The 18,440-nt window shown below is 49.8% G+C and carries 11 protein-coding genes; 9 read left to right on the top strand and 2 right to left on the bottom strand.

Going from position 1 to position 18,440, the window contains the following annotated elements:
- Positions 1–113: 113 nt before the first annotated feature.
- From LBCZ_RS06940 to LBCZ_RS06900, 9 genes are all read left to right on the top strand, one after another.
- Positions 114–3,653 (top strand): PD-(D/E)XK nuclease family protein, encoded by a 3,540-nt coding sequence (locus LBCZ_RS06940; protein ID WP_025012402.1) that lies wholly within the window; start codon positions 114–116, stop codon positions 3,651–3,653.
- Complete coding sequence (gene addA, locus LBCZ_RS06935; protein WP_039639030.1) at positions 3,650–7,360, top strand: helicase-exonuclease AddAB subunit AddA; 3,711 nt, start codon at positions 3,650–3,652, stop codon at positions 7,358–7,360. The genes LBCZ_RS06940 and addA overlap by 4 nt, the downstream gene beginning before the upstream one ends.
- Positions 7,361–7,403: 43 nt before the next feature.
- Positions 7,404–10,184, top strand: a complete 2,781-nt coding sequence (locus LBCZ_RS06930; protein WP_025012401.1) for a helicase C-terminal domain-containing protein — start codon at positions 7,404–7,406, stop codon at positions 10,182–10,184.
- A 180-nt stretch (positions 10,185–10,364) separates the two neighbouring features.
- Positions 10,365–10,856, top strand: coding sequence for a cell wall elongation regulator TseB-like domain-containing protein (locus tag LBCZ_RS06925; RefSeq protein WP_025012400.1), 492 nt, complete (start codon positions 10,365–10,367; stop codon positions 10,854–10,856).
- A gap of 52 nt (positions 10,857–10,908) precedes the next feature.
- Positions 10,909–12,084, top strand: coding sequence for a pyridoxal phosphate-dependent aminotransferase (locus tag LBCZ_RS06920; protein ID WP_025012399.1), 1,176 nt, complete (start codon positions 10,909–10,911; stop codon positions 12,082–12,084).
- Between the two features lie 30 nt (positions 12,085–12,114).
- The gene (gene asnS, locus LBCZ_RS06915) at positions 12,115–13,413 is read left to right on the top strand and encodes an asparagine--tRNA ligase (protein ID WP_025012398.1); all 1,299 of its coding nucleotides are present in this window, start codon (positions 12,115–12,117) and stop codon (positions 13,411–13,413) included.
- Positions 13,414–13,467: 54 nt separating this feature from the next.
- On the top strand, positions 13,468–14,088 hold the full coding sequence (locus LBCZ_RS06910; protein ID WP_025012397.1) for a DnaD domain-containing protein: 621 nt from the start codon (positions 13,468–13,470) through the stop codon (positions 14,086–14,088).
- A gap of 68 nt (positions 14,089–14,156) precedes the next feature.
- Complete coding sequence (nth, locus tag LBCZ_RS06905) at positions 14,157–14,810, top strand: endonuclease III (RefSeq protein WP_025012396.1); 654 nt, start codon at positions 14,157–14,159, stop codon at positions 14,808–14,810.
- Positions 14,807–15,271 carry a deoxycytidylate deaminase gene (locus LBCZ_RS06900; protein ID WP_025012395.1) on the top strand — a complete coding sequence of 155 codons (465 nt, stop codon included), beginning with the start codon at positions 14,807–14,809 and terminating at the stop codon, positions 15,269–15,271. Before nth ends, LBCZ_RS06900 begins: the two co-directional genes overlap by 4 nt.
- A gap of 186 nt (positions 15,272–15,457) precedes the next feature.
- Here the strand turns inward: LBCZ_RS06900 and LBCZ_RS06895 are convergent, their stop codons facing one another.
- Together LBCZ_RS06895 and recU are read right to left on the bottom strand one after the other, a co-directional pair.
- Positions 15,458–17,764 (bottom strand): PBP1A family penicillin-binding protein, encoded by a 2,307-nt coding sequence (locus tag LBCZ_RS06895; protein WP_025012394.1) that lies wholly within the window; start codon positions 17,762–17,764, stop codon positions 15,458–15,460.
- Entirely contained in the window at positions 17,757–18,383 is a 627-nt protein-coding gene (recU, locus tag LBCZ_RS06890; protein ID WP_025012393.1) for a Holliday junction resolvase RecU, read from the bottom strand. Before recU ends, LBCZ_RS06895 begins: the two co-directional genes overlap by 8 nt.
- Between the last annotated feature and the right edge of the window lie 57 nt (positions 18,384–18,440).

Genomic DNA, 18,440 nt, shown 5'->3' with positions numbered 1-18,440 from the left:
TCGTTAATATTCTTTACTTATGATAGCGCAAACGCCGATCGGACACTACTTAGTTATGCTAGACTAAAGCATAAGTCATCATCACCATTGATTGAAACTTGAGGAGGCACAGCATGGGGCTGCAGTTTATTTTAGGTGACGCAACAAGGGATCATGCTCAAACCATGGCAGCCATGATCCAGGAACAACTCGCTGCTGATCCGCAAAATCAGATTTTCTTTTTAGTGCCGAACCATATTAAATTCGAAGCAGAAATCGATCTTCTCAAACGCTTGCGCCAATTGCAACAGGGTGAGGCGGATGCGTACGCTCAGAGTCGGGTGCAGGTACTGTCATTTTCGCGTCTGGCCTGGTTTTATTTGAAAAACACGCCACTTTATCAACAACCGCGGCTTGATCAGGCAAGCAATACCATGTTGGTGGCCAAAATTCTGGCTGATCGGCAAGACGACTTGACCATTTATGCCGGTGAAGCGCAACATACCGGTTTCGTGACGCAACTTGCCGATCAATTAAGCGAATTGATGATCGGCCGTATCACTGCCGAAGATCTGATGCATACGGTATCGGCTTTAGCTCCCGGTGATCGGCATCGCGCGAAGTTGCGCGATCTGGGGATCATTCTTGACCAATATGAAGCAGAAATCGGCCCTTATGCCACGACCGCAAGTTTACTGAGTGGCTTGCAGCAAGCCATGCGCACGCAGGACCTAAGCCACACGTTTATCTATCTCAATGATTTTAACGTATTTTCTGCTTCCGAGTCCGCGTTAGTCGAAACCATGCTCGAAACGGCCGCCGAGGTAACGCTCGGGTTAGTGCTGAATAAGCCATATCCGCTTAATCCGCCAGTTGCTCCGAACTTATTTTTACCCGCTGGTCGACTTTACCAACGGCTTTACCAAAAGGCAAAAACGCTGCATGTTCCGATTCGTCCGGATCGATTTGCGGCACCGCGTCAAATCAGTCGCGGCATGCAACAAGTTGCAAATTGGTGGGAGGCCAATACTGACTTGCAACCATCAACAGCTCCGACTTCTGAAACCGCTGAGCAAATTCATCTGGCCATCGCGACCGATCCGTATCAGGAACTGCGGCATGTGGCTCAGCACATTTATCGCGCAGTTCGGCATGGTGCGCGCTATCGTGATTTCCTGATTTTAGCACGACGATTGGAGCCTTATGCAACCGTGATTCCGGCGATTTTTGCCGAATTTTCGATCCCGCAGTTTACCGATTTGCAACGGCCGATGAAGGACCATCCGCTAGTTGTCTTGATGGAAAGTCTGTTTGCGATTCAAAAACACGATTATCAGTATCAAGATGTCATGCGTCTGCTGCACACGGAGCTATTGTTGCCGGAAGGGATGTCACTGGCCGAATTTCGGGATGCAGTGGACACAACGGATAACCACCTAGTGCGGACGGGCATTGCCGGGAAGCAGCGCTGGACGCAACCAGCTGCATGGCGCTATTTTCAGCGCAATCCTGACACCGATGATCCGCAGATGGATCCGGAAGCCGCTAAAACCGCGCAGATCAATGCGATTAAAACGTTGATCGCCCAAACCGTCCCAACGTTGCTAAAACAATGGCGGACCGCAAAAACAGGGGCGGAGGCAGCAAGCGACCTCTATCGCTGGTTGGACGCAAATGGCGTCATTGATCAACTGCGCGCTTGGCGGCAAACTGCCAGTGACGCCGGTGATCTGACCCGCAGCCGCGCCCATGAGCAGGCGTGGACCACTTTTACTGCGTTATTGGACGACTATGTCACGATCTTGGGCAGTGCCAAATTTGACCGGGAGCAGTTTCACGAATTGCTGGCCGCGGGATTTGCCAGTGCCACGTACACCCAGATTCCGGCGACGCTTGATGCGGTTGTCATTTCTGAAACCGGCTTGGTGCGGTTAGCCAAGGCAAAACATGTTTTCGTCATTGGCGCAACTAACACGGCCATGCCGGATGTCCCCACTGATGATGGCGTGTTGAACAGTGAGGAGCGCCAATTGTTGGCTGCTCAGTTGCCGGATGATCGCTTCTTACCTGAACAAGGCCCGACAACAACTTTAGGCGATCCATTTATCAACTACCTGGGCTTCATGGCAGCGTCAGACGAATTGACGTTGAGCTATCCGGTTCAAAATGCCCAGGAAAACAGCGAAAATCAGGCCTCACCTTATTTTCAGCAAATGGGGAATGCACTGCACCTAACGCCAACCGCTTGGGCACCGGTTTCGCTGACAACGCCGGTCGAAACCGTTTTAGGCAGTCCGCGGGCAATGTTGAGTGACTTTGTACGGGCCGCCGGTAATGCCCAACAACAAAAACTGCCATTGGGGCAAGCGTGGCAAAGCGTTTTGAAGGCGTTGAAACAAACCAATTTAGCAACGTTATCCCGCCGCCTCGCTGGTAGTCTCACTTATCAGAATGATCCGGGACACCTTGATCCGGATTTAGCTATCCAACTTTACGGACGGGACATGAATGTTTCGGTTTCCCGGCTTGAAACTTACTATCTCAATCACTTTGAATATTTTCTCAAGTACGGCTTGCTCCTGCAACCGCGTCCGGAGTTTGAGCTTTCACCAGCCGACACCGGCAGTTTGTTCCATGCAGTGCTGGACCGGTATTTGACCCAACTACGCGAAGAACATATGACATTGGCAGATGTTGACCCATCTGCTATCAACGCCGCCGTTCCGCTGCTTGTTGAAGACATTGCCAGTCAGCCGGGTTATGAAATTCTCGGCAGTACGCATCGCATGCTCTATCTGACCAGACGTTTAAGCCAGCTACTGATCCAAGTACTGGTTAACATGCGCCAGCAACAACAACGCAGTGGGTTTCGTCCGATACGCACCGAATTGCAATTTGGACGAATCGGGGACACCAAAGGCTTGCCGGGGTTATCCTGGCCGTTGCCGCATGGTGGCCGCGTTAACGTTCGCGGCAAAATCGATCGCTTAGATGTTTATCGTGAACCGAATGCGCGCCGCTTTATCATTGTTGACTATAAGAGTAACCAGCATCGGTTTAATGACAGTGATGCCTATTACGGGATTGCCTTGCAAATGCTGACGTACATTGAAGCCATGACAAACGTTCCTATCGACCCGCCGTTTGTACCGGCCGGCGCACTGTATTTCCATCTTCAGGATCCAACGCTTCCATACACGCCAACATTGGAACCGGTGATTGAGCGCCTTAAGAAATTCAAATACCTAGGTTTTCTGGTTGCCAATCATGGTGACGAACTCGCCGCGGTTGATCGCACGATTTCACCGGAAAGTGGCGGCGCCAGCGAAGTTGCTCCGTTAGGGTTTAAAAAGGATGGCAGCTTCAACCGTAGCCAGTCGAATATTTTAACGCCCGATGATTTACGCGCTTACTTGGCACACAATCAAGCACTGATCATCGACGCTGCCACTCAAATTCTCGCCGGTAATATTGACCTGGCACCTTTCCAATACGGTCAATCCTCAGAAGTCGTCAGCCGCAGTGATTACCAAAGTATCATGCTTTTTGATCCGGCAACGGGATTTGACCATTATCATCATGTTCCTAAACTAAAACGGAAAGATGTCGTTAACCGCCTCACAACGGACCCTAAGCAGCCGCAAGATTCTAAAAAGGAGAAACCGCAATCATGACAAAATTTACTTCGTCTCAACAGGCAGCGATCGATCATCATGGCCATGATGTGCTGGTTTCTGCTTCTGCCGGTAGCGGCAAAACGACGGTGTTAGTTGAACGGATTATTCAGAAGATCCTCAAACAGCATGCCGATATCACCAGAATGTTGATCGTCACTTTTACCCGCGCAGCAACAGCCGAAATGCGAACCAAAATTCAATCAGCTTTAAAACAGACACTGACGCAAAAACGGCACGAACTCAATGCCGAAGATCGCCGCCATTTATCCAATCAGATTGCGATGGTGAATGCGGCCAAAATCAGTACTTTGGATGCTTTTAGCCTACAGATTGTCCAAACTTATTATTACGTCATCGATCTTGATCCCGGTTTTCGGTTACTCACGGATGAAACGGAACGATACATGTTGCAGGAACGCGTCTGGAATGACTTACGCGAGCAATTTTATGCTGGTGACGATGCCGCCGCTTTTGAACAGTTAACGGCTAATTTTAGCGGTGACCGTGATGATAGTGGCCTCCAGGATTTGATGTTTGAGCTAATGCGTCAAGCAGCGGCGACGACCGATCCTGAAGCCTATTTGCGTCAATTAGCCGAACCGTATGCACCCGAGGCATGGGAGCAAACCTTCAACACCCAAATCTGGCCGCGGATGAAACAAAAATTGCTGCAAATCACCACAGATCTCACCCAAGCAGCAGCACTGGCCGATCAATTACCGAACCCGATCTGGCAGCGCCAAATCGAAGCCGATCTGGCACCACTGCAACATTTATTGGAAAATGCCGCCCCGACTTATGACACGGTGCGCGACGTTTTGGCTGATCATCAATTTGAGACATGGTCGAGCGCCAGGAAAGGGCTTGATGACAACGATAAAGCAACCAAAAAAGCGGCTAAGCAGTTACGTGATGCGGCCAAAACCACGTGGCAAAAACAAGTTGCACCGGAATTTGCACTGACAGGTGAACAAATCAAGGACCTGCTGCAGACGGTTCAGCCAATGATGCAAATGTTGACAAAAGTGGCACGACAGTTTTTGGCGGCCTTAACCGCTGAAAAAGCAGATCGTCATGTCCAGGATTATAGCGACATCGCCCACAACGCGTTGAAGATTCTGCAGCAACAGGATCCCCAAACCGGTGCACCGATTGCCGAGAATTATCGAGCTAGCTTCGATGAAGTGATGGTCGATGAATATCAGGATATCAGCCCGCTGCAGGAGGCATTACTAGCAGCTGTCAGCACGACTAACCCAGGCGACAGATTTATGGTGGGAGACGTCAAGCAAAGCATCTATGGCTTTCGATTAGCCGATCCGCAACTCTTCATTCACAAATATCAGTCTTTCGCCGATCAACCTAGTGATCCTGCCGCTCCCGAACGGATTATTCTGGCAGAGAACTTCCGCTCAACCAAGAACGTGTTGGCATTCACCAATCTTATTTTCAGCCAGATCATGGATCCCGAGGTAGGGGACTTAAGCTACGATGATCGCGCCGCTTTGAAGTATGGCGCCGTGGATTACGGTGAATGCCATCCAACGGTCAAAATGTTGTTATACAGCAAGGCCACTTCAGATGAGGATGATGAAGGAACTGACGCACCTGATTTACCGGAAAGCGAAGACGATGATGAATCTTTAGATGTCGCGACCGGTCAAACCCAAATGGTCATCGCCGAAATTCAACGGTTGGTTGAGGATCCGGAGGCGAAGTTATGGGACCGGAAGCAACAGGCTTACCGCCGCATCCATTATCGTGACATCACCTTGTTAACCCGCCAAACCACACAAAACAGTCTGATCCAGACACAGTTTGCTGCAGCCGGCGTGCCGCTGTTCGTGGCAGATACGAAGAACTTCTTTAAAACCACCGAACTGATGGTCATGGTTGCGTTGCTTAAGATTATTGACAACCCTAAGCAGGATATTCCATTAGTTGCCGTGTTGCGTTCGCCGATTGTCGGACTGTCGGCGGATCAACTAGCGCTCATTCGCCTAGCAGCTAAACAGGTTCCTTACTATGATGCAGTCACTGCCTTTTTGGCTGCGACACCATCCACGCCGCTAGCCAAGCAAACCCACGCAACACTCACGCAATTTTTCCAGCAATTAAAACATTTTCGTGACCTCGCACGGGAAAATGATCTTGTGACCTTGCTATGGGCGATTTATCAAGAAACCGGTTTTCTCGATTATGTCGGTGGAACTCCTGGTGGCAGTCAGCGTCAGGCCAATCTGCAAGCCTTGATTGATCGGGCCCAGACGTATGAGTCAGGTGGATTTAAGGGCCTGTTTGCCTTTATTCATTTCATTACCCTCATGCAGAAACAGGATCAGGACCTCGCCACACCTGCCCAAGTCGATCCAGATCAAGACGCGGTTAGGTTAATGACGATTCATAAAAGTAAGGGCCTCGAATTCCCGGTCGTTTTTGTGATGCAAACCAATAAACATTTTAATCGGCGCGATCAACGTGGCGCGGCCATTTTGACTAAAAATGGCATCGGCGTTAAATGGCTGGATCCGGAAACCCGGGTTGAATACGAATTACCGCAGTATCAGGCCGCAAAAGCCGCCCGCCAAAATCAGACGCTTGCTGAAGAAATGCGGCTGCTGTATGTGGCCTTAACCCGAGCGCAGCAACGCCTATACTTTGTTGGCGCAACGATGAGCGGCCAGCAACTCACATCTGCCGACAAAACGGTGGCAAGATGGGCTAAAGAAGCAGAAGGCGAACAACTGGTACTGGCTCCCCAAGTTCGCAGCGCGGCAACGAATTACCTAGATTGGATCGGTCCGGCACTGATTCGTCATCCCCAAGTCAAAGGTTTAGCCGAAACTACCGTAAAGCCTGCTCTCATCGGTGATTCAACCGAATTTGCCATTGAAATCGAGGTTAATCCGCAAGTTAAACCGGCGGCCACCGCTACAAAATCAGCTCCGGCTGAAACGCCGTCAATCGACTTAAGCAGATGGTTCAAGCAGCAGTATCCATTTCAGTCCGCTACCACCACTGCCGGCTTCCAAAGTGTCTCGGAAATCAAACGCGCCTTTGATGACCCGGATACGATGGAATTGGTGAGTGCCGATCGGTTTTTGGGAGCACAACCACCGCTGGGAGACTTAGCCGCACCGGCTTTTCTGACCCAATCGGCAGGTGGCGTCAGTGCGACCGAAGTCGGCACCGCCACCCATTTGTTGTTGCAACTGGTAGACCTGACGCAACCAGTGACGCATACAAGTCTTGATGAACTACGACGCCATCTGATAACCACGGGCGCTATCCCTAAGGAAGTAGCCGCCCGCATTGATTTATCCGCACTAGTGCGCTTTTTTGCGACTGACTTGGGTCGCCTGCTGCAGGCCAAACCGCAGCAAGTTCATCGGGAAGTGCCATTTTCCATGTTGTTGCCGGCAGATCGGTTATTCGAAGGCATGAAGGATGACCCCGGCGAAGATGTTCTGATTCACGGGATCATTGACGGTTATGTCAGTGATACCGATGGGGTGACGCTTTTTGATTATAAAACGGATCACGAACCTGATCCTGAAGTATTAGTCGCGCGTTATCGCGGTCAGTTGAACCTTTATGCACAGGCATTGACCCGGCTGCAAACCATGCCGGTTAACCATCGTTATCTGGTTTTGTTGCGAACCGGTACGATTGTTGATTTGGTGGCGAACCCAATCGGGAAATAGTATGATATAAGCAGTATGTTTAGACGGGAATGGATAAGAATTTATGAATGCTGACACCACGTTTGCCGTGGTTGATCTGGAAACAACCGGCACCAGCGTCAAAGATGGCGACCGGATGATTCAGTTCGGATGTGCCTTATTGCGCCATGGCAAAATCATTCAAACAATTTCACAAATGGTTAATCCTGATCGTTCGGTGCCGCAGACCATTCAACGGCTGACAGGGATTAATCCCGATCGGTTAGTCGCAGCACCGTATTTTGACGAAGTGGCACCGGTTTTACACGACTTGCTGACAAACACGGTTTTTGTTGCGCACAACGTTAATTTCGATTATCCATTTTTGAATGCGGAATTTGAACGGGTCGGCTTGCCAAAATTGCAGTTGGAGGCTATTGATACCGTTGAACTGGCGCAGGTTCTACTGCCGGAAATCAGCAGCTTTCGCCTGAGTGATTTAACCGCGTATCTGGCCATTCAACACGATAATCCGCATCAAGCCGACAGTGACGCGATCAGCACCGGCAAACTATTATTAAAATTAACCAAAAAATTCCAGGAACTGCCTAGTCCGACCCAACAGGCGCTAATTCAACATCGCGACGGATTTATTCGGGAAACCGGCGATTACCTCAACCTGATTGCGACACCGCCGCAGCCGCTTAAAAAAGCCTACTTTCAAGTCGGCTCGTTGGTGCTGCGGCGGCCCGTGACACCGACAACCGACTTTGCACTTTCAGGCGCTTATCCGGCAACCGACTTAGCCAAAAAGCATCTGTTGCAACCGCGTTATCGGTTTCGCAAGGTACAGGCCAAAATGATGGATGCCATCTTTGCCCATACGCATCAACCTCAGCAGCCGTTATTTGTAGAAGCCGGGACAGGGTTAGGGAAGACATTAGGCTATCTCTTACCTTATGCTTACGCTGCAACCCCCGAGCACAAACTGGTTATTGCAACGCCAACTTTAGTTTTGCAAACCCAGCTGATGCAGAAAGCCATTCCGGCCCTCAACGACTTGCTAGGGCGCACGGTGCCAAGTGTGGAAGTTAAAAGCCCGCAGCATTATCTGGATCTAAATAAATTTGCTGCCAGCCTGCATCAGGAAGCACCGACACGGCAAACCCAGTTACTGCAAATGAAATTGTTGGTTTGGCTGACCCAAACAACGACAGGCGATTTTGACGAGTTGCATCTGACGACATATCGTGCGCCGTTGTTTTTGCAGATTCGGCACACCGGCGATGTCGGGACGCCATTTACCAATCCGTTTTATACGTTGGATTTTTATCGGCGTCTGCAAACGGCCATGGATGCAGCGGTGATAGTGGTCACGAATCATGCCTTTCTTGCGCGCCATGTCGAGCAACTTGCAGGTGGACAGCCATTTTTGGTGGTGGATGAAGCACAGCATTTCGCGGATAACACCGCAGCAGCGTTCGCCCAACATATGGCATTAGGCCATTTGCGCCGTCAGTTGCGTCATCTTTGGCAATTAAGTGATCCCGATGAATCTCACTCCCTAGTTGCGGTTTATCAAAGCGAGCCGGCGATGCAAACGATTTTGCAGCAGCTACATCAGCTAACTGAAACGGCCCAAACAACCGTCACAGCTTTGCAGCAAGACATCTACCGGCACTTTTTCCACGGCAAAACGACGGCGACGTCCGGTTTTGTCAATTTAAGTCTAGATCCGGCCGCCGTCGACTGGCTGCGTGAAACTCAGTCGGATAAGGTTAAACTATTAATCAAAGTCATTGGTCGGCTGACAGTGACGGCAGATAAACTGACGGCTGATTTTAATCAACGGCCACGGTTCTTTTTAAAAAGTGACGGTCAACGTTTTCAGGCACTAGCAGCATTGCGCATGAGTTTGGCTGATCAACGCAATCGGCTGCAAGAAATGCTTCGACGATTGCCGGAGCTAATCAACGGCCGGGCTGCCGTTGCGTCAATTACCTTGAGCCAGGTGAAGGATGTGGCAAGCTTAGGCTTAAGTTGGGATGTTTTTCAAGTTGGCGCGGCGGTGCAACAGTTACTTCGTCAATTTACGGCACCGGTTTTCGTCGGCGCAACGTTGACGGCTGCCCGCTCCTTTGATTTTTTGACCCGGCAACTAGGCTACGGCGAGCTCCCGGAAACAAGCTTCCTGAAACTCCGCAGTCCGTTTCATTATCGTGACCAAGCCAAGGTGTTGGTTGCGACAGATGCGCCAAACGCCAGTGAGGTGTCCGCATCAGCCTATGCAGACTACCTCGCTCAGGCAATTGAGCTGCTAGCCGACAATCAGCATCAAACCATTGTCCTGTTCAACTCTCTGACTGTGATTGACGAGGTTTATCAGCGACTGGTTCATCGCCCCATTGCCGATCACAAAGAACTGTTGGCACAAGGCGTGACCGGCTCGGCGGAAAAGATTGCCAAGCGCTTTGCAGTCGGCGAGCAGAGTCTATTGTTAGGCGCGGCGAGCTTTTTTGAAGGCATCGACTATCCGGATCGCTTACTCGAAATGGTCATCTTAACCCGGTTACCGTTTGACGCACCGGAAGCGCCCATCACCAAGGCCCGCTATGCCCAAATCAAAGCCAGCGGCGGCGATCCATTCACCGACGACGCACTACCACGGGCCACGCTTCGCTTACGTCAAAGCTTTGGCCGCCTTATCCGTACCGAAACCGACCGCGGTGCTTTCGTGATTCTGGATCCACGCTTCATCACTACGCAATACGGTAAAAAGATGCAAAAATCCTTACCGAATATTAAACCCATGACCATGCCTCTAAACGATATGCCAGAGTATGTCAAAATGTGGCTAAGAGCGTGAGAGCGCGAATCGGCGCGCTTAGGAGTCGGAGTGTAAGTGGCCTTGGGCGTGATGGCCCGGGCTTAGGTCATTGCGACCAAGGTCCTTACACGCAGACTCCTGCGCCGGTGAGCGCGTTTCAGCAGCATCGACCAACCTTATACTTACAACTCACTCACCCAACAAAGGAGGGAACAACCCATGCGGCGTCACCGACGTTTTGATTGGCTCAAATTTTCCTTGATCAGCGGCCTCATCATTCTCATCATCGCGGTTATCGGCATTTATGCCAAAAGTATCTCGCCTTATCAGCAATTACGCAGCCAAGCCGAACGAATTGCCACCAATCGGGCCGACCTGAAAACGATTAACGGCTTTTGGTGGTATAACCGCGATAAAAGCTACCTAAGCGTGGCCGGACGAACGCAAAAAAATAAGTCCGTCTACGTCGTTATTCAGAAAAAAACCGGCAAAGTCGATATTTTAAACCAAAAATCCGGTATCACCCGGCAGCAGGCGATCCAACAAGCGACAAGTGACAACAACCCGAAGAAGATCTTAAACGCTTCCTTGGGTAAACGTGGCTCGGAATTCGTTTGGGATATTGGCTATCTGTCAAAGTCTGGTAAACTGAATTACGTGACGTACAGTTTTCGCAGCGGCGAACAGCTGAACGCGATCAAAAATCTATAAATTAGCATGATTCGACATCCTGAGTGGTGTCGACACTGTAGGAGGCGCCCTCGTGCATTTAGCAAAAAGAATCCTCAACGTTGCACCGTCCGCGACATTAGCATTAAGTAATCAGACTAAGGAACTGAAGGCGAAAGGCGCCGATGTGATTGACTTATCAATCGGTCAGCCGGATTTTCCGACCCCCAAAGCCATCGATGACGCGGCAGTTGCTGCCATTCAAGCCGGCAATGCTAGCTTCTATACGGCAGCAACCGGTATTCCGGAATTAAAACAAGCCATCAGCGATCGGATTTTTGCCCAGGATGGGGTCCGCTATCCGGCGCGCCAGATTGTTGCGACTACTGGAGCAAAGTTTGCTTTATACGCCTTATTCCAGATTTATTTAAACCCAGGCGATGAGGTGTTGATTCCGGTTCCGTATTGGGTTTCCTATGAGGAACAGATTAAATTAGCCAGCGGCATCCCACACTTGGTCATGCCAGCAGTTGGCCATAAAGTCAGCGTTGATGATCTTGAAGCTGCGCGAACGGACAAAACGCGCGCGTTGATCATCAATTCGCCGCAAAACCCAAGCGGTGTCGTCTATAATCGCACCGAATTGACCTTAATCGGCAACTGGGCCTTAAAACATCACATTCTGGTAGTCACTGATGATATTTATCGGGATCTGATTTACAATGGCACATCCTATACATCCATGATCAGTATTGATCCTGACATTGCCGATAATACGGTTTTAATTTCAGGCGTTTCCAAATCTTATGCCATGACCGGGTGGCGAATCGGCTATGCGGCGGGTCCGGAAAAGCTCATGCAAGCCATGGCAACCTTCATCAGCCATACCACCTCTAATCCGGCAGCCGTCTCCGAATACGCTGCAGTAGCGGCGCTTACCGGTGACCAGAGCGTTGTCGAAAAGATGCGCCAGGCGTTTGAAGAACGACTCAACCTTTTTTACGATTTGTTGGCCGAAATTCCTGGGTTTGATATGGGCGAAAAGCCACAAGGGGCCTTTTACCTTTTCCCGAATATTAAGCGAGCAGCGCAGTTGAGCCATTATGGCACCGTTGATGATTTTATTAGCGCACTGTTGAATGAAACCGGGGTTGCGATTGTTCCTGGGCGCGCCTTTGGGATGCCGGATCATGCGCGCATCAGTTATTGTAAAGATCTTAACAGTCTGCGCGAAGCAGCGCGGCGCATTCAGGAATTTGTCCGGAAATAATTTTATATTTTTAAAGTGGGGAGTTAAGGCATGACCGAAAAGATTCGCATCATTGATGCAAAGGAACATGTAAACGAAGAAGTAAAAATTGGCGCGTGGTTGACTGACAAACGAAGCTCTGGCAAGATTGCCTTTCTTCAGTTACGCGATGGCTCGGCGTATTTTCAAGGCGTTGTTTCTAAAGCTGACGTGTCAGATGAAGTGTTTAAGCTCGCCAAGGAGCTGCGCCAAGAGTCCAGCATGTGGATCACCGGCGTCATTCATCAAGACAGCCGCAGTCATTTTGGCTACGAAATTGAAGTTCGCGACATCAAACTTGTCGGCGACTCTGAAGATTATCCAATCACTCCTAAGGAACACGGTATTGAGTTCTTGTTGGACCACCGTCATCTTTGGTTACGGTCCAAACGCCAATTTGCCATTCAACAAATCCGTAACGAAATGATCCGGGCAACCTTTGAATTTTTCAACAACGAAGGCTTTATTAAAATGGATCCGCCAATTCTGACTGATTCGGCCCCTGAAGGAACAACCGAATTGTTCGAGACCGATTACTTTGATAAGAAGGCTTATCTCAGTCAGTCCGGCCAGCTGTATGCTGAAGCGGGCGCCATGGCTTATGGTAAAGTCTTCACTTGCGGTCCTGTGTTCCGGGCGGAAAAGAGCAAGACCCGCCGTCATTTGACCGAATTTTGGATGATCGAACCGGAAATGGCCTTTTGTCATCAGGAAGAAAGCCTCAAGGTTCAGGAACGTTACGTTGCTTACTTAGTTCAGGCGGTTTTGGACAACTGCAGTTATCCGCTGCATTTGCTCGGTCGCGATCCTGAAGTTCTCAAACAATACATCAAGCTCCCATACCCACGTATCAGCTATAAAAAGGCGATCGAAATGCTGCAGGATGCCGGAATGGATGTGAAGTATGGTGATGATTTTGGCTCGCCTGAAGAAACCTACCTGTCTGACCAATTCGATCAGCCGGTGTTTGTTTTGAATTATCCGAAAAATATCAAACCGTTTTATATGTTTACGGATCCGGATGATCCCCAGCAATATGTCTGTGCCGATATGCTGGCACCTGAAGGCTATGGCGAAATTATTGGCGGTTCCGAACGTGAAACCGATTATGACACATTAAAGGCTGCCATCGAAAAAGCCGGGCTTGATTTGGATGAATACGAATGGTACCTAGACTTGCGCAAGTATGGATCCGTTCCGCATTCCGGTTTTGGTTTGGGTCTGGAGCGGGCAATTACCTGGATCTGCAAGCTGGATCACTTACGCGAAGCCATCCCATTCCCACGCATGATCAATCGTTTGAAGCCGTAATGGCACGCAAAAGTCGGACGCCAACGCGCCGGCTTTTTTTGGAGGGTCACAAGAATGACTGATTTAAGGACTTATACTGAAGCAGGGCAGTTCAGTGTCTCGAACCTGCTGTTTGACCATTATCCAGCATTGGGGCTGACACAGACCGAATTTCTGACGTATCTTTTTTTGGATCAATGGCAATCCAACCACCATCAGGCCCCGGATCTCAAAGCATTAGCCAACCTGATGAATGTCGCACCTAACGCGATTTACACAGCCATTGAAACCTTGATTCAAAAAAAGGCGATCGTACTGGAAAGCGTTCCTGACAATCAAGGGCGGATGCGGGATTACTATGATCTCAGTCCGCTACTTGCAAAGATTCCGAATAGCGGTCAAACCACCAGCACGGCGGTGACGCAACCAAATGCCGATGCCCAGACAAACGTTTTCAATCAAATCGAAATTGAATTTGGCCGGCCGCTTTCCCCGATTGAGCAGGAAACCATTCGGGACTGGTTGACTACTGATCATTATCTGCCAGAGGTCATTTTGTTGGCGTTACGCGAGGCGGTTTTGAATTCGGCGTACTCATTAAAATATATGGATCGTATTTTGCTAAACTGGGAACGCCGCCATCTCAAAACCGCGCAACAAGTTCAAGCTGACATTAAGCGGCATCAGGAGCTTTAGATTCACCATCACATCAGATCATACTTTCATCGAGTAAAAGCGGTGGAAGACAACTAGGAGGCGCATTCATGACTGACGCAGAGGCTAGGCAATTGTTTAACCAAATCATGGCACTATATCCTGATCCCGAACCGACATTGCACGCAGCGAACCCTTTTGAAATTCTGGTTGCGGTGATGCTGTCGGCGCAAACGACAGATGTTGCCGTCAATGCTGTCACCCCGGCATTGTTTGCGGCTTATCCAACTCCGGAAGCAATGGCCGCTGCGCCGGTGACGGATATTGCCGAAAAAATCAGCCGACTCGGGTTGTACCGGACGAAAGCAGCCCACTTAAAGGCATTAAGTGCCATTTTGGTTCAGTCATATGGCGGTAAGGTTCCGGCTGACGCAGCTGATTTGGTTAAGCTGCCAGGGGTCGGCAAGAAAACGGCGACGGTCGTACTTAGCGATGCGTTCGGCATTCCTGGCGTGGCCGTCGATACACATGTCAGTCGGATTGTGAAGGGGTTGGGATTAGTTTCGCCTAAGGCCACGCCAGTTCAGATTCAGAAGCGACTGGAAGCATTAATGCCGAAGTCTACCTGGATCAAGTTGCACCGCAGCCTGATTCGTTTTGGTCGCGAGCATTTACGCGCCCAAGACCCAAAAATACCGGCCGGTTCCGAATGGTCATTTTTAGCAGAGCATTACGCGCCGCTTAAGGAGGCAGCTAAGCATTGACAGATAAAATTGTGCCATCTAAACGAAAGGTTCATCGTGAAAGTTGGGATCATTATTTTCTCGAACTCGCGCAACAAGTTTCGGAACGGTCAACTTGTGAGCGAGCCACTGTTGGCGCTGTTTTAGTGCAGGAACACCGCATCATTGCCACGGGCTATAATGGCGCCATCAGTGGCGATCCGCATTGTGATGAGGCAGGGCACTTAATGCGTGACGGCCACTGCATTCGCACGATTCACGCAGAGATGAACGCGATTATCCAATGCGCAGCCAATGGTGTCAGTACCCACGGCGCGACTGTTTACGTGAACTTCTTCCCGTGTCTGAATTGCACTAAGGCTTTGATTCAAGCCGGGATTAAGCGCATTGTTTACGCGCACGACTATCGCAATGATCCATATGGTGAAGCCTTGTTAAAGCAACATCATTTGGATGTCTTACACTTAGCACCACAAGATTAACGTTATAGAAAAGGTCCCACTGTTTGATGTGCCTGCATCAAAGCAGTAGGACCTTTTGACATGAAGTGTGAACTCGAAAGGGCCCAAAATTCAATCAAGTTTCCACGTCAAAAAACTCGACGCCACCGCCAAAACATTTGGCAGTAACGTCGAGCTTTTTAGTATTCAGTCGGCAGTTTAAATGCCTTACTGATTGCCGCCAGAGGAGCCACCACCGCTTGCCGATGAAGGCGTACTATTTGAAGATGGTTCTTCTTGTGAAGCCTGCGAGGCACTTGGCGTTGTGACACTCGGTGTGGAAACGCTTGATTCAACGCTTTCGGAAACTTCACTGCTTGAGCTTTCATCACTAGCCCGTGACGACGATGATTCGGAAGTGGCACTTGAGGATGAAGACTCGGCGACCGCTTTGCGACTGCTTGGCCCATGACCACGGACGTACAGTTCTTTCGTGGTATTACCTGAGCCGCCAGTAATCGCGGTTCCCGGATTGCTGCCTTTTAGAATGTTGTAGGATTCAACCGTATCTGGTTGGGTCCAGTCGCGATTATCCAGATTCTGTGAGGTATAACTCATCAGCGCTTTGTATATTTTCTGCGAGATCTCCTGCTCAGCATAACTAATGCCATGCGACGTCGGTTTATCGTAGCCTGTCCAAACCGAAATGACCCGATTGCGCGTATATCCGGTGAACCAAGCGTCCTTAGCAATTCCCGTTGCGTTTAACGCCGGATTTTGTTTAAGTTCGGCATCGCTGTAATCGGTGGTCCCGGTTTTGCCGGCCTGGTGAAGTCCGGAAATAGCTGCCGCGGTGCCGGTACCCTTGGTCAAGACACCTTTCAGCATGTCGGTAATCATATACGCGGTACTGGACTTCATCGCACGCGTTCCTTGACTGTTGAAGGTCTGTGTGTTGCCGTCAGCACTCACAACCTTGTTGACGTAATACGGTTTGTAATACGTGCCGCCGTTCGCAAAAGCCCCATAAGCGCCTGCTTCTTGAACCGTGTTAACCGAAGCGCCGATCGCACTTGAGAGGTACTGCTCCGAACTTGGTAAATCAATACCCAAGCCTTTCAGGAACTTCACGGCGTTGGTCATACCAACAGCACTCAAAGTTTTGACCGCCGGAATATTCCGCGATTGTTCGAGGGCGGTCCGCATAGAAATACGGCCTTGATACTTCTTGTCCCAGTCATATAAGGAAATACTGGTTCCCGGATACTGGTAAGGTTCATCCAGCATTTGTTCATACGTAGAATAGTTCAGATATTCAATGGCCGGCCCATAATCCATGAGCGGTTTCATGGTCGATCCGTTACTACGGGTATTTTGTGCCGCGCGGTTATAGGCAAGGCGTACATCGCCGGTTTTACGGCCACCAATCTGTGCCAGCACTTCACCATTATCCGGATCGGTCATGGTAACCCCGGTTTGGAAAGAATCATCAGGGAAGCTCACATAGTCGTCGGTATTAACAATGTCATACAACCGGCGCTGGGCACTCATGTCAATATTGGTATAAATATCCAGATTATCGGTATACGGATTTAACCCGGTTTTCTTCTTCACTTCGGCTATCACCTGGGTGAGGTAAGAATCGATAATCTTGTCATTGGCCGTGGTATTGGTTTGCTGCTGTTTCGGCTGCAAGCCATCCGTAATCGGCGTAGCCTTGGCCTTTTTAGCGTCTGCTGCTGTGATTTTCTTGTCCCGCAGCATCGCATCAATAACCGCATTGCGGCGCTGGGTTGCCTTTTGCGGATACTTGTACGGATCGTAACCGGCAGGACTTTGCGGAAGACCGGCAATGAACGCCGTCTGCGCTAACGTCAGGTCTTTGAGCGATTTATTAAAATAAAACTTGGCGCCGGTGCTCATCCCGTACTGACCATAATTCATGAAGACTTTGTTGATGTAGTACTCCAGAATCTGATCTTTACTGTATTTTTGCTGGACCTGCATCGCCAACCAAGCTTCTTGAGCTTTACGGCGCAGGGTTTGGTCAGATGACTTCGTACTAAATACAGACAGCTTAATCAGCTGCTGCGTCAAAGTTGAACCACCTTGAAGGCCATCGCTGGTTCCAGTCAGGTTGTTGAAGGCGGCGCCGATGATTCGAACCGGATCAATGCCTAACTTTTCATCGTAAAACCGGCGATCTTCAATCGAAACAACGGCATCTTTCAACCGCTGCGGAATTTCGGAAGCTTTCACGTAATCACGGTTTTCGAGTCCAAGCGTCGTGATCTCGTTTCCGCTGCGATCATAAATGGTGCTGGAACCGCCTGATTCCAACTTCGCCTGGGTGACTTCAGGGGCATCTTTGGCATACCAAGAGAACAGGCCCACGCCTGCAATGAACAGGACAAGCAATCCAAGCAATGTCCACTTGAGAATACGCCGCCACAATTTCTTGGGCGGCTTGGGTCCATTAGTGAGTTTATCTTCGCGGCGTCGCGCCATTCGCGACATGTTCTGATTATCAGCCACGCAAATTACCTACTTTCGTTTCGATCAACCAGTCAACACCGTCAAGAAACGGCACGACCGGTTGCAACTGCGGATGGAGTTCAAATCCGTGTTGAATGATTTTTGTTAATGGAATCGACTTACGGCCACCGGTGCTCTGGTGATCCCAGCATGCGATTAATCGGCTTGCCGGAAAAACAAAAAGCCGCTTAATTGTCGCAAATCGAATCACAACAAAACAGATCCCGTTTTGCTTCAAACAGCGCCGAAAATGATCAATCTGGTGCTGATGGAAGTTTTTTAGCGGGAAGCTTGCCTTATTCTTGGTTTCCTTGGCTTCAAAGTCAAGGTAATAACCACGATAAACCCCATTATAATCTGTGGTAGAAGGTGTCTTAAAGTACGCTTCGCGAATCACCGCCTGGCTACGTTTGGGGTAGTCGACTTTTACAATTTGCACAGGCGTCGGCTTTTTATACACGACCGCCTTGTCAACACTGCGATAATACTGATTACTGAGATTAAGTTCTTCTTCTAATGTCATCCCACGCCCGCCATAAATCGTTGGGCGCGAAACGGGATCCGGTGATAATTGCGTCCCGTCTTTGTATGGATTACCATTGGGATAACGAATGGTCATGCGATCACACTCCTGGCGCTATTATACCAATATCAACCGCGTTGGCCTAATATTTGG

Source organism: Lacticaseibacillus casei DSM 20011 = JCM 1134 = ATCC 393 (assembly GCF_000829055.1).
GTDB lineage: Bacteria > Bacillota > Bacilli > Lactobacillales > Lactobacillaceae > Lacticaseibacillus > Lacticaseibacillus casei.
Note: the sequence above shows the minus strand (reverse complement) of the source record. Positions and strands in the feature narration are given on the sequence as shown.